Raw genomic sequence first — 17,474 nt, 5'->3', positions numbered from 1 at the left:
GCAGGTCACAGCTAGAGTCGAGTCATGTCGCTCGTCGAACAGTTGTCGGACTCTCTCCCCGCGGACCGCGTCGTTGCCGATCCCGACGTCATCACGTCGTACCAGCACGACGAGGCGGAATGGGCCCCGTTTGCGATGCCTGTTGCCGTCGTGCGCCCCCGCACCGCCGAGGAAGTTCAGAGTGTCGTCCGTGCATGCCTCGCTCACGGCGCACCCGTCGTCACTCGCGGGGCGGGCACCGGACTGTCCGGCGGCGCGAACGCCACCGAGGGATGCGTCGTCCTCGCTCTCGACGGCATGGACGCGATCAAGGAGATCGACCCGCTCGAGCGCTACGCCGTCGTAGAACCAGGGGTGGTCAACGACCACTTGCGGGCAGCGGTCGCCGAACAGGGTCTCTGGTACCCACCGGATCCGGCCAGCGCACCGTGGTCGACCATCGGTGGCAACGTCGCCACCAACGCCGGTGGACTGTGCTGCGTGAAGTACGGCGTCACCCGTGATTACGTCATGGGCATGCAGGTGGTCACCGGAACCGGAGAGCTGGTGAGGCTCGGACGCAAAACCGCCAAAGGCGTGGCCGGATACGATCTTGCAGGTCTGATGGTCGGATCGGAGGGCACTCTCGGCATCATCACCGAGGTGACACTCAAGCTGCGCCCGCTCCAGGATCCGCAGCGGACCGTTGCCGGCTACTTCGATTCGATCGTCGACGCCGGACGTGCCGTCGCCGCGGTGGCCGCCGCCGGATTGACTCCCTCCGCGTTGGAGCTGATCGACAAGCAGTGCCTCATCGCCGTCGATGCCTGGAAGAACATGGGACTGTCGGTGGAGGCGAATGTGGTGCTGCTCGGGCGGATCGACGATCCAGGACTCATCGGAGACCAGGAAGCCGAGAAGATGCTCTCGTGCTTCGACGAGGCCGGGGCCACGTGGTCTGCGGTCTCGACCGATCAGGAGGAGGCCGACGCGCTGTTCGCGGCCCGGCGGTTGGCGTATCCGGCGATGGAGCGCCTGGGGCCGGTATTGACCGAGGACGTCTGCGTGCCGAAGAAACATGTGCCCGAGATGCTCTCACGCATCGAGCAGATCGGCCTGCGCTACGAGACGACGATCGCCAACATCGCCCACGCAGGCGACGGAAACCTGCACCCGTTGCTCATCACTCCACACGACGACCTTCCGGCTCGCGAGCGGGCCCAGGCTGCCTTCGCCGAGATCATCGACGCTGCACTGGAACTCGGTGGCACCGTCACCGGCGAGCACGGAGTCGGGCTGCTCAAGATGGACGGCCTCACGCAAGAACTCGATCCGGTGGTGTTGGACATGCACCGCGCGGTGAAGAAGGCGCTCGACCCGCACGGAATCCTGAACCCCGGCAAGGTGTTCGCGCCGTAACGGTTTCAGCCCTGTGGTTGTGATCGCAGATTGCCGTTGTGCAGCACGGTCACCAGCAGGCTAGGCAGTCCGTTGACCAGCACAAGAACCGCAACCACGACGCCTATGGCCAGCCACGGCTCGGTCAGCCACCACGTTATGGACGACCCGAGCGACGGTCTACGGAGAAACCACCCACCGAAGACGGAAGCCTGAGGGTGAAGTCTCCAGCACTTGCCACGGGCCGCAGTGTTGCAGTCGACTGCCCACGCTGCGATTCTGTGGTCGTGCGAGTAGCTCTGATAGCCGACATTCACGGCAACATCGCGGCGCTCGACGCCGTGCTCGAGGACATCGAACGCCATCACGTCGACTCGGTGATCAATCTCGGCGATCTGCTCTCCGGCGGCCTGCATCCGCGTCGAACTGCGGATCGACTCATGGCCTTGGACATGCCAACGATCGCAGGCAACCACGACCGCTATCTGCTCGAGCAGGCTCCCGATTCCATGGACAGTTGGGATCGGCACGCCCATGATCGACTCGACGACGAGCATCGACAGTGGCTGGCCTCGCTGCCGTTCTCACTCGAGCTGGATTGCGGAATCCTCGCAGTGCACGGAACGCCCACCGATGATCAGCAGTATTTTCTGCACTCGGTGGACCCCGACGGCTCTCGCGAGGCAACCGAAGCCGAAATTCTCGACAGAGCAGCAGGTTTCACCGACAGAGCTGTCATAGCCTGCGGCCATACCCACCTGCAGCGACAATGGACTCTCCCCAGCGGCACACTCGTGGTCAATCCGGGGAGCGTCGGCGTGCCCGCGTACGACGACGATCAGCCCCACCCGCACGTCATGGAATCCGGCTCTCCGCATGCGCGCTACGCGGTACTCGACGATCACGGCCGTGGCAGCTGGACAGTCTCGTTCGAGCTGGTCGAGTACGACCACGTCGGTGCAGCCGCCGATGCCCGCGCGCACGGGATGAGCGACATCGCCGACGCTCTTCTCACCGGATTTGTCGGCCCTGCGCCACAAATGCCGTCACACTGATCGCGTGAAGATCACCGACGCTCAGCGCCGACACCGGCTCGTCGCGCAGCACTTCGCCCGTGCATCGACCACCGAAGCGGTGGTGTCGTCACTCCTCGCGTTGCATGCCACCGATCCGGCGACGGTGTATCTGTCGGCGCTCGCCCGCGCTCGAACACTGGGACTCTCGGATGTTCGTGATGCGATGTACGAGCGCCGGAGCCTGGTGCGGTTGATGGCGATGCGGCGCACGATGTTCGTCGTCGCTCACGACGACGTTCCGATGATTCACGCTGCGGCGAGCCTCGGGGTTGCGCGCACCATGCGGGCGCGCCTGATCAAGCAGGTCTCCACACTGCCCACCGAGCCGGTGATCGACGACGTCGAATCTTGGCTCTCCGCAACCGAAGCCGAGACCGACTCGGCGTTGCGATCGATGGGAACTGCCACCGGTGCAGAACTGTCCTCTGCAGTTGCAGGCCTCAAGACAGCGCTGCTACCGACCACCGACAAGGTGTACGACGTCAAGCGGTACGTCACCTCCGAGGTGCTGGTGATGATGGCCGCCGAGGGAAAATTGGTGCGCGTGGAACCGCGGGGCGCGTGGACATCCCGACGGCACGCGTGGGCACCGATCGATCACTGGTGGCCGGACGGGATTCCCGAACTCGACGAGACCGAGGCCAGAACGGACCTTGCTCGACGGTGGCTCGAGGTATTCGGACCTGCGACCCTCGACGATCTGCAGTGGTGGACGGGCTGGAACAAGACGCAGACTCGTGGGGCGGTCTCGGGCCTGGACACCGTGGCCGTCGAACTGACCGAAGGTGATGGAATCATGTTGTCCAGCACTGTTTTCGAGAAGCCTTCCGGCACGAGCGTCATGCTGCTACCTGCGCTCGATCCCACGCCGATGGGATGGAAGCACCGCGCCTGGTATCTCGGCGAACACAAGGCACCGCTGTTCGACACCTTCGGCAACATCGGCCCGACCATCTGGTCCGGGGGTCGCATCGTCGGCGGTTGGGCGGTGACCGGTTCCGGAGAGGTGGTGACCGAGTTCCTGGAGGGCGTCGGATCGACGGTGTCGAAAGCCGTTGCAGCCGAGGCAGAACGACTCACTATTCTGCTCGACGGCACCCCGGTGGTCCCATCCTTCCCGACACCGCTGGAGAAAGAACTGCGTGGGAAGACGTAGCCGATATCTGCCTGGGCAGCGGGGGCATGCGACCGAACGGCGCCCGAATTCGCGGTAGGGTCAGACCGTGCCGATCAGTCTGGTTTCCATCGTCCTCCCCGTGTACAACGGTTTGCCCGATCTGGATGAGCAGCTCGAAGCCATCGCCGGACAGGACTACACGGGCGATGTCGAGCTCATTGTCAGCGACAACGGCTCGACCGACGGCCTGCGCGCACACCTCGAAGAACTCTCTCTGCCTCTGTCGATTCGTAGGGTCGACGCCTCCGCCAAGCGTGGAGTCTCGTACGCCAGAAACGTCGGAGTGAAAGCCGCACGCGGTGACATCGTTGCCGTCGTCGACCACGACGACGTCGCTCATCCGACGTGGCTGACTGCAATGGTGCGCGCACTCGACAGTGTCGACGCGGTGGGCGGCGCGCTCGAGATCGAATCCCTCAATACGGGGGACGTGGCGGCATGGCGAAATGTCCCGCCGCCCGGCGCTCTGTTCCCCACTGCCTACCTGCCGTACGCACCGGGCAGCAACTTCGCGATGTGGCGGGAGGTTTTCGAGAAGGTCGGAGACTTCGACGAAAACCTCATCGGCGGTGCCGAGGACGTCGACTATTCGTGGAGGATTCAGCAAGCGGGATTGACGCTCGGACATGCCGCCGATGCGTTGGTCGCTTACCGTATCAGAACGACTGTCCGCCGATCGTTCGTGCAAGGCCGCGCCTACGGACACACGTCGTACCTACTGTCGACGAAGCACCGTGCATCGGGCTGCCCGCATCCGTCGTCGTTCGTGAGGATCCCCGTACATGCGGTGTCGATCCTTTATCTTGCGACAGTTCGTAATCCGTGGTTACCGAAGATACTGAGACCGATGCCCGTCGGTTTGTGGGCTCACTACATCGGGATCCACTACGGCGCACTGCGGATTCGAGTGACGACGCTCGGCCGACGACAGCGACCGAGCCTCCGATGACACGCGAGACCATCGATGCGATCCGCGAGGAGACTCTCGCAGTCCTGCGGCCTCACGCGGCACCGGGAGATCGTGTGGCTCACTTGGACTTTCCGAATCATTACAATGCCGGTGACTCACTCATCTACGCCGGTGAGGTCGAGTACTTGAAGCGGCTGAACGTACACGTCGACTACGTGTCGGATCCGTTCACCCACAACGATGCTCTTCTCGAAGAACGAATCGGTGACGGGACCCTGTTTCTGCAAGGCGGGGGGAATTTCGGTGACCGCTGGCCGATCGACCAGAAATTTCGTGAGTCGATCGTTGCGCGGTTTCCTCGGAACAAGATCGTCTGCCTTCCCCAGAGCATCGACTTTGCCGACACCGACGCCCTTACGAGGACCGCGGCGCTGTACGCGGAGCACCCGGATCTGACCCTCATGCTGCGTGAAAGGCGTTCGTACGAATTGGCGCTCGCCCATTTCCCGGGCAACCGCGTCGAATACTGTCCGGACATGGCTTTCGGTGCCGACGTCGCTCGAAGCGCCGAAGGCTCTGCAGTGGACGTCGTGAAGCTCCTGCGCGCCGATTCGGAAAGCCTCGGCCACGAATCGGTGAAGATCGACGCGTCGTCCGTGCAATACGATTGGGGCCTGCGCGGAACGGATCTGGCGATCTCGACGGCGGTGATGCTGCCGACTCTGATCGCGCAACATTTCCCCAGGGCGAATCGGCTGCTCTACCCCGCTCTTCTTCGCTCGTACGAGCAGACAGCGAAGCTCAACCTTCGTGTGGCCCAACGCATCCTGAACCTTGCGCCCGTTGTCCTCACCGATCGACTGCACGCTGCCGTGCTGGCCGCAATGATGGGCAAGCGGGTCGTGGCGATGGACAACGCGAACAAGAAGGTATCCGGCATCTACGACGCCTACCTGCACCGCTTCGACAACGTCCACTTCGCATCGACCACCGACGAGGCCGCCGAGTTGGTTCGGCAGGCTGTGTCCGATAGTCGTAGATGAACGCTGGTCGACACCACGCGGAGCTTCAGAAGGGGTAGCGGCCCTCGGCCCAGGCGCGAGCGGCCGGAGGTGTCACCGCGTCGACAGGTTCTCCGTCGCGGAAGTACTGCGTGTGCAGAATCCGACCCGTGTCGATCGCTTCCTGCCACGCCTGAGTGGGGCCTTCGCCGAACCAGAGCCACGGGGTGATGTCGTCCATGATCACGACCGATTCTGCGGTAGCGAGCGCACGTAGATCGTCGAGGTCTGCGCGAGCACCCTCCACCGAGTGGTCACCGTCGATGAAGATGACGTCGAACCGCATGTCCGGATGCTCCTGCGCATAGGCCGCGATGGTGGTGTGCGAGTCACCCTGAATCAAGGTGTGGCGGCCCGGAAAGTGTTCGTCGATATGGGCTTTCGCGGCGTCGCTGTAGGCGTAGGCGGCCAGGTCGAAGGACACGACGGTCGTATCGGGCGATGCGTCGAGGAACGCCCAACTCGAGAAGCCGGCATTGAACCCGACCTCACAGATCAGCTTGGTACTCGGCCGTGCCGCAAGCGAAGACAAGTATGCCTGCTCCGCCTCATCGGCTCCACGCTCGAAAGGTTCCCCAGCAGTGGCTGTCTGGTGTACCAACGCTTCGAGTTCCTGCAGACCCATCTACGTTCTCCTATCGTCTGATTCGGAGCGTAGTCAGCATCGGTGGCCGGCGCAGACGACGACGCCCACTCGCAGAACACGCCACCACGAACCTGTTGGATCTTCCGTCATGGCGAGGGTCCCGTGAGCCTCGTTGTCCCGCCGGGACCCTCGGTCTACCGAGCGTGCTCGCTCAGTAGACGACAGAACGAACAATCTCGGCGATACGCTGCGCCGTAGCGTCGTCCACAGTCTCGAAATACCACGCCGCAGGCATCAACTGCCCGTCCGCGCCACCGGCAGCACGGAATGCCGCCTTCTCTGTGATGGCCAGATTCAATCGATCGTCGTTGCGCAGCGTCACAAGTCCCGGCGTGCTCGCCGACTTCGCGTAGGCGGGCATTCCGTACCAGATTCGCGGCTTCAATGTGGGGGCCGCGGACACGATGATGTCGTGCACACGCTGCATGACCGAACGCCGCGGTTCGTCCATCTTCGAGATCTTTTCGATCACCTGAGTCAGGTTCTTTTCGTCCTTCGACGACATGTCATGTCCTTTCGTCAACCGATGTCGGGCATCGGCGGAATGAAGATGGCGCATTACTGCGCCGCACCCCATCCGGACATGTCCTGAGCTGGTCAGGCCTCTCCTCGATGTTTCACGTGGTTGCCACGTGGAAGCGCAGTCGGTGGCGCGTACCACCGCGGTAAGAATATCCGACACTCAGTCGTACTGCGCCACCGATTCTACGGATTCGTCGATCAGACGTTGAAGCGGAACTCCACCACATCGCCGTCGGACATGACGTAGTCCTTGCCCTCGATGCGCACCTTGCCCGCGGCCTTGGCCGAGGCCATGGAACCTGCGGCAACCAGGTCGTCGAAGGACACGATTTCGGCCTTAATGAAGCCGCGCTCGAAGTCGGTGTGAATGACGCCCGCTGCCTGGGGCGCGGTGTCACCCCGATGAATGGTCCACGCGCGAGCCTCTTTCGGGCCTGCGGTGAGGTAGGTCTGCAGGCCCAGGGTGTGGAAGCCGGCGCGAGCCAACGCGTCGAGACCGGGCTCGGTCTGTCCGACGGATTCGAGCAGTTCCGCTGCCGATTCCTTGTCGAGTTCGAGCAGCTCGGACTCGATCTTCGCGTCGAGGAACACCGCGTCGGCGGGAGCGACGAGGCGCGCGAGTTCGCCGATCTTCGCATCGTCGGTGAGCACCGACTCGTCGGCGTTGAAGACGTAGAGGAACGGCTTGGTGGTGAGCAGCTGGAATTCACCTAGCAGCTCGAAGTCCAGCTTCGCCTTGGCCGAGAACAGCGTCTTGCCGTCGTTCAGCACAGCCTGCGCTGCCAGCGCCGCGTCGAGTGCAGGCTTGCGATCCTTCTTGATCCGCACCTCTTTCTCGAGGCGCGGGATGGCCTTCTCCAGCGTCTGCAGATCTGCGATCGCGAGTTCGGTTTCGATGACCTCGATATCGGCGGTCGGATCGACGCGACCGTCGACGTGGACCACGTCGTCGTCGGCGAAGACACGAACGACCTGACAAATGGCGTCGGCCTCACGAATGTTGGCGAGGAACTTGTTGCCCAGACCTGCGCCCTCGGACGCACCCTTGACGATGCCGGCGATATCGACGAACGACACCAGCGCAGGCACGAGCTTCTCCGAACCGAACACCTCGGCCAGCTTCCCGAGCCGAGGATCCGGCAGCGCGACCACACCGACGTTGGGCTCGATGGTGGCGAACGGATAGTTCGCGGCCAGCACATCGTTGTTGGTCAGTGCATTGAAGAGGGTGGACTTGCCGACGTTGGGCAGTCCGACGATTCCGAGGGTGAGGCTCACGGTCTATGGAGTCTACTTTGACGACACCACCAGCTCGGACAGTGCCCGGCCAGCAGCGATGCTCGACGCGCCGAGCGGCGCAAGAACGACGTGATCCGCTCCCGCCTCGTGGTGCTCCGCCACCCGATCGGCGATGTCGCCGACACTCCCCCACACCACCAGGCCGTCGACCAATCGGTCGCTGAGCTGGTCGACGTCGGCCTCTGTGAATCCCTTACGCAAGAAGTTCTGCCGACAACCAGGGACTGCGGCGAGAAAGCTCAGCGGCTCCAACGTGCGTACGTCGTCGAGATGCGACGGCGATACGTCGATGGAAATGCCGAGTCTGCCGAGGCCGAGTGTGTCCATGCCCGCGACGCTAGAACCTCGAGTTATGTCGAGGTCAAGGGTCGGGACCTAGTACGAGTTGGCGACGACCAGTGCAATGAAGGCGAAGTACAGAACTATGAGGACGACGAATATCCCCAGCGACAGTTTCCCGAAGAACCCGGCACGATTCGACGAATAGAGCGCGCCCTGAGCGTCACCCATCATCCACAGCGGGTGCACCTTCAGTGCGTGATTGAACGCCGGGATGGCCAACGGCCAGAAGAAGATGATGGCGACCACGGCCCATCCCGCATTGGACGACGGCAGAGTCGGTGCCTGCACATAGGGCTGCGCTGCCGGATAGGGCTGCTGGGTCTGCTGGAACTCCGACTGCTCGTACGGATTCGACATGATCATTTCCCCCGATTGTTCGATGACGGACAGCTGGTTGGACGCTGCACCGACCCGTTGGGTTCCATCGCCGGAGACGGGAATCTCAGACCAGTTCGGCCGTAGCTGTCGCGAGAGCGACGATGGCATCCCAATCTTGTTCTGCGACAGCCGCGGCCGGAGTGAGCCACGATCCCCCGACGCATCCGACATTCGGCAGAGCCAGGTATGCCGACGCATTGGCGGTCGAGATGCCACCCGTCGGGCAGAAGCGTGCGGCCGGGATCGGCGAGTGGATCGACTTCAAGAAATTCGCACCACCCGACGCCTCGGCGGGGAAGAACTTGAGCTCGGTATAGCCGGCTTCGAGGAGGGTGAGCACCTCGGATACCGTTGCGGCACCGGGCAGATGCGGTAATCCGGTATCTCGCATGGCCTTCGTCAGGGAAGGCGTGCAGCCCGGCGACACCAGGAACTGAGCGCCCGCGTCCGCGGCCTGCTTGGCCTGGCCGGGAGTGATGATGGTGCCGGCACCGACGAGGATGTCGGGGACCTCGGCGGCGATGCGCTCGATGGCGTCGAGGGCCACCGGAGTTCGCAACGTCAGCTCGATGACGGGCACTCCGCCGGCCACCAGGGCGCGGGCGATCGGAACGGCATGATCGAGGTTCTCGATGACAACGACGGGGATGACGGGTACGCGGTCGAGCAGAGATGCAGTCACGTTCTTACCTTCTTCTGGAGTTACAGGGACTCAGCGCATGACGAACATTGCGCCCTCGTCGGCAGGACCGACGAGCGCACGCATGCCCGAGAACAGATCACGACCGGTGCTCGACCATTCGTCCTTGTCCAGGACTCGTCCGGCGACCGGTCGAGCCTCGAACTCGTCGAGCGGAACATCGATCGACAATGTGCCGTCGAGAGAGTCGAGGGTGATCATGTCACCGTCGAGAATTTTCGCGATCGGTCCCCCGCTCGCCGCCTCGGGCGTCAGGTGGATTGCCGCAGCCACTTTTCCGGAGGCACCGGACATCCGACCGTCCGTGATCAGCGCTACGGAACGTCCCTTGTCCTGCAGGATTCCGAGAGCCGGGGTCAGCTTGTGCAACTCGGGCATACCGTTGGCCTTCGGGCCCTGATAACGCAGCACGGCAACGAAGTCGCCGTCGAGAAGCCCTGCGTCGAATGCCTCGAGGAAGTCGGCTTGATCGTCGAAGACTCGCGCCGGTCCGGTGACCACGCGGTGTTCGGGTGCCAGTGCAGAAGTCTTGATGACGCACTTTCCGATCGGACCGGTCAGCATCTTCAGTCCGCCGTCGGCGCTGAACGGCTCGTTCGCGCCACGTAACACGGTGTCGTCGTGGCTCATCCGGGTACCGTCCTGCCACATCACCCCGTCGCCGTCGAGCTTCGGTTCCTGTGTGTAGCGCCGCAGGCCCTGCCCGGCAACGGTTTTCACATCCTCGTGCATCAATCCGGCGTCGAGCAGTGACCCGATGACGAACCCGAGTCCACCGGCCGCGTGGAAGTGGTTCACGTCGGCTTTGCCGTTGGGGTAGATCCGGGCCATCAGCGGCACAACGGCCGACAGATCGGACAGGTCCTGCCAGGTCAACGTAATTCCGGCGGCCTTCGCGATGGCAACGAGGTGCATCGTGTGATTGGTCGAACCACCGGTGGCCAGCAGTGCAACGCAGCCGTTGACGATCGACTTGACGTCGACGACCTCCCCCACCGGCGTGTAATTGTCACCGAGCGACGTCAGACCGGTGACGACGTGGGCGGCCTCGCGGGTCAACGCGTCGCGCATCGCGGTTCCTGGGTTGACGAACGACGATCCCGGCAGGTGCAGGCCCATGACCTCCATGAGCAGCTGGTTGGAATTGGCCGTTCCGAAGAACGTGCACGTGCCACTGCCGTGATACGACGCGGCCTCGGCGTCCAGCAGAGCCTCGCGACCCACCTTGCCCTCGGCGTAGAGCTGGCGCGCTTTTGCCTTCTCCCCGTTGGGAAGTCCGGAGGTCATCGGACCGGCGGGCACGAACACCGCGGGCAGATGACCGAAACTCAGTGCGCCGATGAGCATTCCGGGGACGATCTTGTCGCACACCCCGAGCATCAAGGTGGCGTCGAACATGTCGTGGGACAACGCAATTGCCGTCGACATCGCGATGATGTCCCGACTGAACAGAGACAGCTGCATGCCGTCGCGGCCCTGGGTGATGCCGTCGCACATGGCGGGGACGCCACCGGCGAACTGTGCGATGCCGCCGGCGTCGATGACCGACTTCTTCAACACGGCCGGGTACGTCTCGAACGGCTTGTGCGCCGAGAGCATGTCGTTGTAGGCGGAGACGATCGCGATGTTGGGTTTGACCATGCCGCGCAGCGCCTGCTTGTCGGCCTTACCGGAGGCCGCGAAGCCGTGGGCGATGTTGGCGCAGGCGAGTCGGCCACGGGCCGGGCCCTGATCCCCGGCAGCAGCGATTCGAGCGAGATATGTGGTGCGGTCGGACTGGCTGCGGTCTGCGATGCGGTCGGTGACCTGACGCAGGACCGGATGAAGTGTGTCCATGAGTATCTCCGATGTTCGGTCTCTCACGACCCAGCCTAGAGCCGGTTAGGTCCATCAGCAACCCAACTTATGCTTTTCGAAGTCATAAGTGACACTTCTTAGGCTGTTGCCGTAAAAGTTGCCAGTTGGTTGAATGGCGTCTATGTCCATGCCGCGCCTGACCGCTCCACCTGCGACGGCAGGTGAGATCTTCGCTCTCGTGCGCGACAGAGACGCCGAAACCCGCGCGGAACTCGGACGGATCACCGGCCTCTCCCGATCGGCCGTTGCCTCCCGCGTCGCCGCGCTCACCGAGCTCGGCTTGGTCATCGAAACCGAGGACACTCAGTCGACCGGCGGTAGGCCCCCGGCGAGACTGTCCTTCGACATCGACGCCGGTGTCGTGCTCGCCGCCGCGATCGGACGCAGCCGCTCCCAACTGGGCGTCTTCACCCTCGGCGGTGAATTGCTCGCGAGCGACACCGTCGACCAGGAGATCGGCGTCGGACCGGACGAGCTGATGCCGCAGATCACCAAGCGACTGCAGGTACTTCTGGAGGATTCGCACCGAACCGGACATCGCATCCTCGGGGTCGGGCTGTCCATCCCCGGCACCGCCGACACCGCGCGCGGGTGCAGCCTGGACTCGCCGATCATGCACGGCTGGGACGGGGTGCCGCTCGCACCGTTCTTCGCCGACACCACGTCGGCTCCGGTGTTTCTCGACAACGACGCCAACGCGATGGTCCTCGCCGAACGCCGCGACAATCGAGATCGCTTCCAGAACGCCCTGTTGGTCAAGGCCTCGACGGGTCTCGGTGCCGGGATCGTCGCCGGCGGCGCACTGCAGCGCGGATCATTGGGCGCTGCAGGCGAATTCGGCCACACCAAGACCGCAGCCGCCGCAGGGGTCGCGTGCAGGTGCGGCGACAGCGGCTGCCTCGAGGCCATCGCGGGTGGCTGGGCTCTGGTGCGCGCACTGAACGAGCAGGGCCGCGAAGTCGGCCACGTGCGCGGCGTCGTCGACCTCGCGGTCAGCGGCGACCCCGAAGCGCGCAGACTCATCCGCGACAGCGGACGCCACATCGGCGAAACCCTGGCCGGGGCCGTCAACCTGCTCAACCCCGAGGTACTCATCATCGGCGGCGACATGGCGAACGCCTACGACATCTTCGTCGCAGGACTGCGCGAGACCGTCTACGGCAACGCCACCGCACTGGCCACCAAAGCACTGACCATCCAGGCCACCACCCACGGCGACCTGTCGGGTGTCATCGGCAGCGCAGCGCTGGTGTTGGATCAGGTGCTCAGCGCCCGGGCCGTCGACGAGGCTCTCGGTAGCTGACGGATCATCTGGACCGAGTTTCGGCTCGCGCCGGGGCGTGCGACGGCACGATGAGCACGGCAAGCACCGAACCGACGATCAACAGACCCGCCGCGACGGCCAACCCGGTGCTGTAACCGGCTCCGGCCTTCAGCGCCTCGGACGATGCGGTCGACGACGCAGTGGCCGTGGCTGCAATCGTGACCAACACGGCCAGTCCAAGAGTGCCTCCCAATTGCCGCGCCGCATTGAGTACGCCGGAGGCGATTCCCGCATCACCCGGCTCCACTCCCTCGATGGCAGCCGCGCCCTGGACCACCATCGAACCGCCGATGCCGATGCCTCCCAGAGCCGATGGCAGCACGACACCGGTCCAGAAGGCGACCTGGGGCGGCATCAGCGCGAAGCCTGCGAGTCCCATCGCCCCGACGACACCGAACACCGCGAGAGTGAAACGCGGTCCGATCGCAGCCGACACCTTGCTCGCCGAGGCGATTCCGACCACCACGAAGAAGCAAAAGGGAAGGAACATGAACCCGGCGACGTCGGACGCAACGCCCCAGACCTTCTGTATGTACAACGACACGAAGTAGAACGCGGCGAGTTGTCCTGCGCACAACATGAAACCGAAGACGTTCGCTCCCACGACACTGCGAACCCTGAACAAACGCAGCGGCATCAACGGTTGCACCACACGCGATTCGACAAAAACGAACAGGAACAGAAAGACGGCAGCGCACACGAATCCGGCGACAACCGACGCCGCTGTCCACCCGGAATCTGCTGCTGACGAGGCGGCGTACACGAGCGACCCGACCCCCAACGTCGCCAGGCACGCACCAGCGAAATCGAGGCGTCGATCGGTAAGCGTAAGTCTGTGGCTCGGAAGCCGATACGCGGCGGCAAGGCCGACGATCACGATCGGCACATTGACGAACATCACTGCACGCCAGCCGAATGCGTGAGTGAGCAGCCCGCTGAGCACGACGCCGACCGCCCCGCCGCCGGCTCCCGCAGCGCTCCACAGCCCCAATGCGCGGCGACGTTGCCGCCCCTCCGGGACCTCGGTCACCAACGCCAGAGCAGCAGGGGCGAGCAGAGCACCGGCAAGTCCCTGCACTGCCCGTGCAATCAACAACAACGGCGCGTTCCACGCGAGGCCGCCCAAGACGCTCGCCGCCCCGAACAGCGTCGAGCCCACGAGCACGACTCGTCGTCGGCCGACGACGTCACCGAGGCGACCGCCCAACAGCATGAACCCGGCGAACGTCAGCAGATAAGCGCTGACCACCCACTGCAACGCCGAATCACCGAACCCCAGGTCGTAGGCAATGTCGGGGAGTGCAATGTTCACCAGCGATACGTCGAGCGCAACCAGGAACTGAACCATGAAAATGGTGGTCGACAGAGCGCCCACCCGAATCACGGCGCCCGCAGGCACTCCAGGATCGGTCATGATCGAGCCTTTCCAATGTCGTACGCGTACGAAAGTTCGTACGCGTACGAGACGGTAGTAGGCTCACCCCTGAACTACAAGAGCTACGACAAGCAGGTGAACCGATGCCCGCGAACAGCACCGTCGACCGGGCAGCCATCGTCTCGGCAGCACGCAGGATGCTCGAACGCGACGGTGTCGCAGGGCTGAGCATGCGACGCCTCGCACTCGAACTCGGATCCAAGCCGATGACGCTCTACTACCACGTGGCCAACAAATCCGAACTCCTGTCATTGGTACTCACCGACATCGCGAACGAGATCGAATGGGCCACACCCACGGGGTCGCCGCGCGAACGCATGGTCGAGATCGTCATGGACATGCACCGGCAACTCTCATCCATCTCGTGGATCGTGCCCATCCTCCGGACCGGAACAACCGTCGGCACACCTGCTCTCGCGCTGGCCGATCGCTTTCTTGCCGCGGCGCTCGAAACCGGCATGACCGAGCTGCGAGCACTGTCGCTCTGGCGGTCGACGTGGTACCTCGCGACCTCAGAACTGATGTGGCAGGCCGAGCTCGACAGACGCCCCGACGACGAACGCTCGTGGTTCGAGAAGGTCGACCCCACTGCCGTCGCAACGGTTGCACCGACCGTTGCCGGCCTGCTGCCGCGATGGGCGGATCATTCCGCGGCATTCGACCTGCGAGCCGCGATCACCGCCCAGATCGACGGAACCATTGCCGCCTCGGCGCTCGACCGCTGATCCGGCACGCAGAAGACGAGGCGGCTTCGAATCACCGCATCCCGTTCGTCGCACTCCAGCGACCGCCGGGCGCACGACGATGTGCCGATTCGAGGACGCACACCCGCCGCGCACATAGGGTGATCGCAGTCACAAACTGCGAGCATGGAGACCCCACACATGTCATTGAAAGCGCCCGACGATCCACACGTCGAATTGCTGAAGACCGACCCCGACCTCCCACCCGTCGGGGTCGTCGACTCTCATCCCATGACGCCGATCAAGCGTCTGATGCTCGTTGCCATCGGCCTACTCGGCGGTGTCGCGTGGACGATCATCGCAATCGTCCGCGGAGAGAACCCCAACGCCGTCTGGTTCGTCATCGCCGCGGTGTGTACGTACATCTTCGCTTTTCGCTTCTACGCCAGGCTGATCGAACGCAAGATCGTCTTCCCACGCGACGACAGAGCGACACCGGCCGAGATCCTGGAAAACGGCAAGGACTACATGCCGACGGACCGTCGGGTGCTGTTCGGCCACCACTTCGCCGCGATCGCCGGAGCAGGCCCGCTCGTCGGACCCGTCCTCGCCGCTCAGATGGGCTACCTGCCCGGCACCATGTGGATCATCATCGGCGTCGTGTTCGCCGGTGCCGTACAGGACTTCCTGGTGCTGTGGATCTCGACGCGTCGGCACGGCCGCAGCCTCGGCCAGATGGCCCGCGACGAACTCGGCGTCGTCGGCGGCACCGCCGCTCTGGTCGCGGTGTTCGTCATCATGATCATCCTCATCGCGGTGCTCGCGCTCGTCGTCGTCAACGCACTCGCCGAAAGCCCGTGGGGCGTCTTCTCCATTGCACTGACCATTCCGATCGCACTCTTCATGGGCGTCTACCTGCGCTTCCTGCGACCGGGCAACGTCACCGAGGTCTCGCTCATCGGCGTCGTACTGCTCCTGCTCGCCATCGTCGCCGGCGGCTGGGTTGCCGAAACCGACTGGGGCACCGATTGGTTCACCCTCTCCAAGGTGACCGTCGCGTGGCTGCTGATCGGCTACGGCCTGCTCGCCTGCATCCTGCCGGTGTGGTTGCTGCTGGCACCTCGCGACTACCTGTCGACGTTCATGAAGGTCGGCACCATCGCTCTGCTGGCCGTCGGCATTCTCATCGCACGCCCCGAAATCCAGATGCCTGCGATGACAACCTTCGCCACCGAAGGCAACGGACCGGCGTTCGCGGGATCGCTGTTCCCGTTCCTGTTCATCACCATCGCCTGCGGTGCACTGTCCGGCTTCCACGCTCTGATCTCCTCCGGCACCACGCCGAAGTTGCTCGAGAAGGAAAAGCAGATGCGCATGATCGGCTACGGCGGCATGCTCACCGAGTCGTTCGTCGCCATCATGGCTCTGATCACCGCATGTGTCCTCGATCAGCACATCTACTTCGCACTGAATGCCCCCGCCACCCTGACCGGCGGCACTCCCGAGACCGCAGCGACCTACGTCAACGGACTGGGACTGAGCGGCGGCGACATCACCCCCGCCGAACTGAGCCAGGCCGCAACCGATGTGGGTGAGGAATCGATCATCTCCCGCACCGGCGGCGCACCGACACTCGCGTTCGGCATGTCCGAGGTACTGCACCAGGTGTTCGGCGGCGAATCACTCAAGTCGTTCTGGTACCACTTCGCGATCATGTTCGAGGCACTGTTCATCCTCACCACGGTCGACGCAGGCACCCGCGTCGCACGCTTCATGCTCTCCGACAGCATCGGCAACCTGCCCGGAGCCTCGGCCAAGAAGTTCAAGGATCCGTCGTGGCGCCCCGGTGCCTGGATCTGCTCGCTGATCGTGGTCGCAGCCTGGGGCGCAATCCTTCTCATGGGCGTCACCGACCCGCTGGGCGGCATCAACACCCTGTTCCCGCTGTTCGGTATCGCCAACCAGCTTCTCGCCGCCATCGCGTTGACGGTGGTGATGGTCATCGTCGTCAAGCGTGGCCTCTACAAGTGGGCCTGGATTCCCGGGGTTCCGCTGGCGTGGGACCTCATCGTCACCATGACGGCGTCGTACCAGAAGATCTTCTCCTCCGTCCCGGCCATCGGCTACTGGACTCAGCACTCGCAGTTCCGCGACGCCAAGGCGCAGGGGCTCACCGAATTCGGCAGCGCCAAGACACCCGAGGCCATCGACGCCGTCATCCGCAACACCTTCATTCAGGGCACGCTGTCGATCATCTTCGCGGTGCTCGTCCTGGTCGTCGTGTTCGCCGGAGTGTGGGTGTGCATCAAGGCAGTTCGAGGAGATACCCTGCCCGACAACGAGGAGCCCGAGGTGCCGTCGAAGATCTTCGGCCCCACCGGTTTCGTTCTCACCCCGGCCGAGAAGAAGATCCAGGCCGAATGGGACGAGCTGATCGAGGCGGGCACCGTCCGTCGCCCCGGATCGGCGCACTAGATGCGGGGCCTGTGGTGGTGGATCACCTCGGTGATGGGCGACCACGATTACGACCGCTACGTCGCCCATCTGGCCCGCCACCACCCGGGCCAGGAACCACCGACCGTGCGGCAGTACTGGAAGGACCGGCACGCGGAGGCGGACCGAAACCCGGGGGCACGCTGCTGCTGACACGGTGATGTCCGATTTCCGCTAGCACCGACGCGTCCGCG

17 protein-coding genes are annotated in these 17,474 nt (G+C 64.0%); 9 read left to right on the top strand and 8 right to left on the bottom strand.

All coding sequences use genetic code 11. From position 1 onward, the window contains the following. Positions 1-24: 24 nt before the first annotated feature. From CH295_RS16085 to CH295_RS16060, 5 genes are all read left to right on the top strand, one after another. Positions 25-1,398 carry an FAD-binding oxidoreductase gene (locus CH295_RS16085; RefSeq protein ID WP_094741279.1) on the top strand — a complete coding sequence of 458 codons (1,374 nt, stop codon included), beginning with the start codon at positions 25-27 and terminating at the stop codon, positions 1,396-1,398. A 266-nt stretch (positions 1,399-1,664) separates the two neighbouring features. Next, positions 1,665-2,432, top strand: coding sequence for a metallophosphoesterase family protein (locus CH295_RS16075; protein ID WP_094741277.1), 768 nt, complete (start codon positions 1,665-1,667; stop codon positions 2,430-2,432). Positions 2,433-2,436: 4 nt separating this feature from the next. Further along, on the top strand, positions 2,437-3,609 hold the full coding sequence (locus tag CH295_RS16070) for a winged helix DNA-binding domain-containing protein (protein WP_094741276.1): 1,173 nt from the start codon (positions 2,437-2,439) through the stop codon (positions 3,607-3,609). Between the two features lie 67 nt (positions 3,610-3,676). Beyond that, entirely contained in the window at positions 3,677-4,579 is a 903-nt protein-coding gene (locus tag CH295_RS16065; protein WP_094741275.1) for a glycosyltransferase family 2 protein, read from the top strand. Beyond that, on the top strand, positions 4,576-5,583 hold the full coding sequence (locus tag CH295_RS16060; RefSeq protein ID WP_094741274.1) for a polysaccharide pyruvyl transferase family protein: 1,008 nt from the start codon (positions 4,576-4,578) through the stop codon (positions 5,581-5,583). Before CH295_RS16065 ends, CH295_RS16060 begins: the two co-directional genes overlap by 4 nt. A gap of 25 nt (positions 5,584-5,608) precedes the next feature. Here CH295_RS16060 and CH295_RS16055 read toward each other — a convergent pair whose 3' ends face one another. From CH295_RS16055 to edd, 7 genes are all read right to left on the bottom strand, one after another. After that, entirely contained in the window at positions 5,609-6,226 is a 618-nt protein-coding gene (locus CH295_RS16055; RefSeq protein ID WP_094741273.1) for a class I SAM-dependent methyltransferase, read from the bottom strand. A gap of 172 nt (positions 6,227-6,398) precedes the next feature. Then, positions 6,399-6,752 (bottom strand): DUF1801 domain-containing protein, encoded by a 354-nt coding sequence (locus CH295_RS16050; protein WP_094741272.1) that lies wholly within the window; start codon positions 6,750-6,752, stop codon positions 6,399-6,401. Between the two features lie 215 nt (positions 6,753-6,967). After that, on the bottom strand, positions 6,968-8,047 hold the full coding sequence (ychF, locus tag CH295_RS16045) for a redox-regulated ATPase YchF (protein WP_037191439.1): 1,080 nt from the start codon (positions 8,045-8,047) through the stop codon (positions 6,968-6,970). A gap of 12 nt (positions 8,048-8,059) precedes the next feature. After that, positions 8,060-8,395 carry an LLM class oxidoreductase gene (locus CH295_RS16040; protein ID WP_094741271.1) on the bottom strand — a complete coding sequence of 112 codons (336 nt, stop codon included), beginning with the start codon at positions 8,393-8,395 and terminating at the stop codon, positions 8,060-8,062. Positions 8,396-8,443: 48 nt separating this feature from the next. Further along, entirely contained in the window at positions 8,444-8,773 is a 330-nt protein-coding gene (locus CH295_RS16035; protein WP_094741270.1) for a CD225/dispanin family protein, read from the bottom strand. 79 nt (positions 8,774-8,852) lie between these two features. Further along, a complete protein-coding gene (eda, locus tag CH295_RS16030) occupies positions 8,853-9,470 on the bottom strand; it encodes a bifunctional 4-hydroxy-2-oxoglutarate aldolase/2-dehydro-3-deoxy-phosphogluconate aldolase (RefSeq protein ID WP_094741269.1) in 618 nt (205 codons plus the stop codon). Between the two features lie 30 nt (positions 9,471-9,500). Next, positions 9,501-11,324 carry a phosphogluconate dehydratase gene (gene edd, locus CH295_RS16025; RefSeq protein ID WP_094741268.1) on the bottom strand — a complete coding sequence of 608 codons (1,824 nt, stop codon included), beginning with the start codon at positions 11,322-11,324 and terminating at the stop codon, positions 9,501-9,503. A 142-nt stretch (positions 11,325-11,466) separates the two neighbouring features. On the opposite strand from edd, the gene CH295_RS16020 reads away from it, so the two are divergent. After that, positions 11,467-12,648, top strand: a complete 1,182-nt coding sequence (locus tag CH295_RS16020) for an ROK family transcriptional regulator (protein WP_094741267.1) — start codon at positions 11,467-11,469, stop codon at positions 12,646-12,648. A gap of 4 nt (positions 12,649-12,652) precedes the next feature. Here CH295_RS16020 and CH295_RS16015 read toward each other — a convergent pair whose 3' ends face one another. Next, positions 12,653-14,083: an MFS transporter gene (locus CH295_RS16015; protein WP_094741266.1), complete on the bottom strand. Its 1,431-nt coding sequence runs from the start codon at positions 14,081-14,083 to the stop codon at positions 12,653-12,655. A gap of 104 nt (positions 14,084-14,187) precedes the next feature. Here CH295_RS16015 and CH295_RS16010 point away from each other — a divergent pair, with 104 nt between their 5' ends. From CH295_RS16010 to CH295_RS16000, 3 genes are all read left to right on the top strand, one after another. Continuing rightward, entirely contained in the window at positions 14,188-14,829 is a 642-nt protein-coding gene (locus CH295_RS16010) for a TetR/AcrR family transcriptional regulator (protein WP_094741265.1), read from the top strand. A gap of 159 nt (positions 14,830-14,988) precedes the next feature. Beyond that, positions 14,989-17,262 (top strand): carbon starvation CstA family protein, encoded by a 2,274-nt coding sequence (locus tag CH295_RS16005; RefSeq protein ID WP_037191430.1) that lies wholly within the window; start codon positions 14,989-14,991, stop codon positions 17,260-17,262. After that, a complete protein-coding gene (locus CH295_RS16000) occupies positions 17,263-17,433 on the top strand; it encodes a YbdD/YjiX family protein (protein WP_072692145.1) in 171 nt (56 codons plus the stop codon). The last annotated feature ends 41 nt before the right edge of the window (positions 17,434-17,474 follow it).

Origin of the sequence: Rhodococcus sp. 14-2483-1-2 (assembly GCF_002259405.1) — a bacterium.
Taxonomy (GTDB): domain Bacteria; phylum Actinomycetota; class Actinomycetes; order Mycobacteriales; family Mycobacteriaceae; genus Rhodococcoides.
This window is presented reverse-complemented; position numbering and strand designations above follow the sequence as displayed.

Bases quoted from the DNA above. Each gene is read 5' to 3' on its own strand.
- edd (WP_094741268.1), bottom strand. From the start codon at position 11,324: ATGGACACACTTCATCCGGTCCTGCGTCAGGTCACCGACCGCATCGCA.
- CH295_RS16015 (WP_094741266.1), bottom strand. From the start codon at position 14,083: ATGACCGATCCTGGAGTGCCTGCGGGCGCCGTGATTCGGGTGGGCGCT.
- CH295_RS16035 (WP_094741270.1), bottom strand. From the start codon at position 8,773: ATGATCATGTCGAATCCGTACGAGCAGTCGGAGTTCCAGCAGACCCAG.
- CH295_RS16050 (WP_094741272.1), bottom strand. From the start codon at position 6,752: ATGTCGTCGAAGGACGAAAAGAACCTGACTCAGGTGATCGAAAAGATC.
- CH295_RS16060 (WP_094741274.1), top strand. From the start codon at position 4,576: ATGACACGCGAGACCATCGATGCGATCCGCGAGGAGACTCTCGCAGTC.
- CH295_RS16085 (WP_094741279.1), top strand. From the start codon at position 25: ATGTCGCTCGTCGAACAGTTGTCGGACTCTCTCCCCGCGGACCGCGTC.
- CH295_RS16005 (WP_037191430.1), top strand. From the start codon at position 14,989: ATGTCATTGAAAGCGCCCGACGATCCACACGTCGAATTGCTGAAGACC.
- CH295_RS16010 (WP_094741265.1), top strand. From the start codon at position 14,188: ATGCCCGCGAACAGCACCGTCGACCGGGCAGCCATCGTCTCGGCAGCA.
- CH295_RS16020 (WP_094741267.1), top strand. From the start codon at position 11,467: ATGTCCATGCCGCGCCTGACCGCTCCACCTGCGACGGCAGGTGAGATC.
- CH295_RS16055 (WP_094741273.1), bottom strand. From the start codon at position 6,226: ATGGGTCTGCAGGAACTCGAAGCGTTGGTACACCAGACAGCCACTGCT.
- CH295_RS16000 (WP_072692145.1), top strand. From the start codon at position 17,263: ATGCGGGGCCTGTGGTGGTGGATCACCTCGGTGATGGGCGACCACGAT.
- CH295_RS16040 (WP_094741271.1), bottom strand. From the start codon at position 8,395: ATGGACACACTCGGCCTCGGCAGACTCGGCATTTCCATCGACGTATCG.